Here is a 3,703-nt window from a genome sequence, read left to right on the forward strand (position 1 = left end):
CCGCCACCGCCCCCGGCGCGCCGGGGGCCGGCCCGCGCCCCGGGGGGAAGGCCCCCTCCGCCTTCCGCCGAGCCTCCGGCGCCAGCCCCGCGTGGTAGGGGCTCGCCCGCCACCCCCGCGCGTTCAGCGCCGCCGCCACGTCCTCCGTCTCCTGCCGTGAGAAGCAGTACACGATGGCCGCGTTCCCCCGCCACCGCTCCAGCAGCGACGCCACCTGCCGCTCGACGTTGTCCTTCGCCCGCACCGCATAGCTCAGGTTCGCCCGGTTGAAGCTCGAGACGAACACCTCCGCGCCCCGCAGGTCCAGCTGCTCCACGATGTCCCGCCGCACCCGCTCCGTCGCCGTCGCCGTCAGCGCCAGCACCGGCGTCCGCGGGAACATCGAACGCAGCTGCCGCAGGTTCCGGTAGTCCGGCCGGAACTCGTGCCCCCACTCCGAGATGCAGTGCGCCTCGTCGATCGCGATCAGGCTGACCCTCAGCCCGCTCAGGAACCGCTGGAATCCCGGCGCCGACAGCCGTTCCGGCGCCACGTACAGGATCTTCACGTCCCCCCGACGCACCTCCGCCTGCACCCGCTCGATGTCCCGTACCGGCATCGTGCTGTTGATGAACCGCGCCGCAATCCCGTTCGCGCTCAGCCCGTCCACCTGGTCCTTCATCAGCGCAATAAGCGGCGACACCACCAGCGTCACCCCCTCCATCGCCAGCGCCGGCAGCTGGTAGCACAACGACTTCCCGCCCCCCGTAGGCATCAGCAGCAGCGAGTCCCCGCCCCCCAGCACCCGCCAAATCACAGCCTCCTGCTGCCCCCGAAAACTCTCAAACCCAAAATGCGCCTTCAACAGCGCATGAATGTCCGTCGAAGTGGTCATGGGCGCACGGCTCTCCTGCAATTGTGGTTGCGGTGTTGGGATAGTAGGGAGTGCAGTAGGGGGCGCGCAAGGTGTGGTGAGTCAGTTCATTGGCCAATCACCAACCGAATGCAAAATAGTCCTCCGCCCCTTGCAGCCATCTGTCAGCTAATTCTTTGCCCTTCAAACTGTCTACATATTTCCGTAGGTACTCTCCATCCACCAACGACTTCCCTCTAGCCACCTTGCCTGCAATGATCCTCACATATCGTTGCTCATACAGAAAGTCACAACCAAAGACACACAGCGGCATCACAATATTGAGGTCCTTTCGTTCTTCATCCGAACAAACCCTTCTTTTCTTCTTGTGCGCCACCCACAGGGCCTCGACCGGGAATTCCTTCCCACACATGGCACACGAGGCTCGCCGCTGTCTCCCAAAAAGAAACCTACGTAGCAAGTGTTGCTCTAAGCGTCCCTTCTTTTCTGAACGTCCATCCGTTTCATCCAGACCCTCCAAACGTAGTCGGAGCTTCTGCCACTCTTTTTCCTGCGCCTCCTCCCACTTGCTCCGCCGCTTCTGGGCCTCCCACCCTTTGTCCTCCCAGCCAATCCAGCTGAAGAGATACCCCCATCCGCTCTGTGTAGTCTCCACAAAAACTAAAGGCGAGTAGTAGATGACCTTATCTATAGCCGAACCTCTCTCGGGATAGATCCCCAACAAATGCTCCCTCAAGGTGGTTGCCTCACACTCCAACGTCTCTTTGAGGAACATAACCGCCTTCTCTTCAAGTTCCGAATACTTGCCTGTTTGCCCCCTGTACTTCACCCGCTCATCAACAACTTCAAAGTGGTCACTACCTCGCAAGAACTGTTCCATGACGTCTACCGGTACGTGGAAACGTTTTTGGGACCTATCAGACAAGGCTCTGCAATAGCTAATTGCTAACTTCCCCACTGGGCAGGACTTCACCTCAGAGAACACCTTTTCACTGTACGTGCGCACGCGGCTTTGTGGCATCTTGTCACTAGACGCAGCCCGGCGAGCCACGTACCAAGTCTCACCGCCAAAGTCGCAATGCCAGTATTTCCCAGAGCTTCTTACCAAAACGCCAACCAATTCCTTTATCCTGCCAAATTCCGAACTCCCGTCGTCCAAGCCCTTCATTTCACTGCTATGCATGAGGTCTGACAGCTTAGCGAGGCCAAAGGTGTTGGGGTAATCCCTAGCCTCTCTAAGCACCTCACCGGCTCGTTCGGCCAGAGAGTTCAAGACAACAAAGTATTCCCTATCCGACGATTTCCCGGGCCTCGGGCGCTTCTTGAGGGATTGCCCCTTTGGTTCGGGCAAGTACATTTTGTATTTACACGGAGGTCCTATTTGCCTGTCTGCAAGGTGCTCTAATAGGCGGAGGAAGCCCTCAATGCGGAATCTGTTCCCCGCCAATCCCAACTCTAAGATTCGCTCCCTCAATTCTGAGGCCAGCCAATAGCCCCTAGTCTCCATCTCCTCTCTGCAGCTATTGAGCGCGGGGAGACCGCTCGTTTCGTTGATGCGCTCAAGGTGGGAATTGACGGAATCACTAATTGTCTGATGACTAACTCCGAGAGCTTCCCCCGTTTGTCTAAGAGTCGGCCAAGGTTCCTTGTCAAATCCAAAATAGTACGCCACTCGGCCAACATCTTCTTGTGAGGTCTCGTCAGTAGTGCGCAGCAACTCTGATTCAATGGTCACGATGGCGTCTCTCCAACTTTTGTCCCAAGGGGTGCTTTATATCTTCCTCTTGCGGGGCTCCATATTTAGGGCACTCCAGCCTACTCTAAAGATTCTCGCCCCTGCAACACACACCCCCGCCCTTGCCATCCCCGCCTCGTCGCGCTACCGTGCCCCTGCACCGCGGCCTCGCCCGTCGAGCGCACTCAACAAGATCGGAGCACAACCATGCCAGACCGCAAGCGCGTCCTCATCACCGGCATCTCCGGCCAGATCGGCGGCGTTGTCCGCGAGGCCCTCATGACCGGCCACGACGTCTCCGGCATCGACCTCCGACACGCCGACGGCTTCCAGACCACCGTCGCCGATATGACCGACCTCGAGGCCATCCTCCCCGCATTCGAGGGCATCGACACCGTCGTCGACCTCGCCAACAACCCCGCCGGCAACCTCTCCTGGCACCACGCCTACCGCAACAACATTCCCGCCGTCTACAACTGCCTCGAGGCCGCACGACGCTCCGGCGTCAAACGCGTCATCTTCGCCAGCTCCAACCGCGCCTCCGAGAACTACGAGCTCGACCAGCCCTACGCCAACATCTGCGCTGGCGACTACTCCGGCCTCACCCCCGGCCAGTTCCCCCTCGTCACCCCAGACATGCCCGTCCGCCCCAGCGGCCCCTACGGCATCGCCAAGTGCCTCGGCGAGGCCGCCGGGCGCTACTTCTCCGACCGCCACGGCCTCTCCTTCATCGCCCTCCGCTTCGGCACCGTCCGCCGCGACAGCCGTCCCTCCGTCGTCCGCCACTTCGCCACCATCCTCAGCCACCGCGATCTCGGCCACCTCGTAGAACGCTGCGTCGCCGCCCCGGACTCCCTCCGCTCCGCCACCTACTTCGGCGTCTCCAACAACACCTGGCGATTCTGGGACATCACCAACGCCCAAGCCCAAGTAGGCTTCAACCCCCAGGACAACATGGAAACCTATCGCGAGGCCTAACCCCCGTCGCCCCCGCGCCGGCGCACCCCTTCCCCCGCTCGCGGGGGAAGGTTGGGATGGGGGTGCGTAGGGGCGACCCTCGTGGTCGCCCGCTCCCTGCCCCTGCGGAGGTCCGGGATAGGGGAGGTGACGCAAAC

Annotated in this window: 3 protein-coding genes; 1 reads left to right on the top strand and 2 read right to left on the bottom strand. The window is 61.1% G+C overall.

All coding sequences use genetic code 11. From position 1 onward, the window contains the following. Together OXC99_03635 and OXC99_03640 are read right to left on the bottom strand one after the other, a co-directional pair. A partial coding sequence (locus OXC99_03635) for a RecQ family ATP-dependent DNA helicase (protein MCY4624080.1) occupies positions 1–874 on the bottom strand: 874 nt, incomplete at its 3' end. Between the two features lie 97 nt (positions 875–971). Then, positions 972–2,588 carry a hypothetical protein gene (locus OXC99_03640; protein MCY4624081.1) on the bottom strand — a complete coding sequence of 539 codons (1,617 nt, stop codon included), beginning with the start codon at positions 2,586–2,588 and terminating at the stop codon, positions 972–974. Between the two features lie 207 nt (positions 2,589–2,795). Between OXC99_03640 and OXC99_03645 the strand changes: the two genes are divergently transcribed. Beyond that, positions 2,796–3,566, top strand: coding sequence for an NAD(P)-dependent oxidoreductase (locus OXC99_03645; GenBank protein ID MCY4624082.1), 771 nt, complete (start codon positions 2,796–2,798; stop codon positions 3,564–3,566). The last annotated feature ends 137 nt before the right edge of the window (positions 3,567–3,703 follow it).

This window comes from Chloroflexota bacterium, assembly GCA_026713825.1.
Taxonomy (GTDB): domain Bacteria; phylum Chloroflexota; class Dehalococcoidia; order Lucifugimonadales; family UBA1127; genus UBA1127.

Coding starts and splice junctions, on each gene's coding strand:
- OXC99_03645 (MCY4624082.1), top strand. CDS start 2,796: ATGCCAGACCGCAAGCGCGTCCTCATCACCGGCATCTCCGGCCAGATC.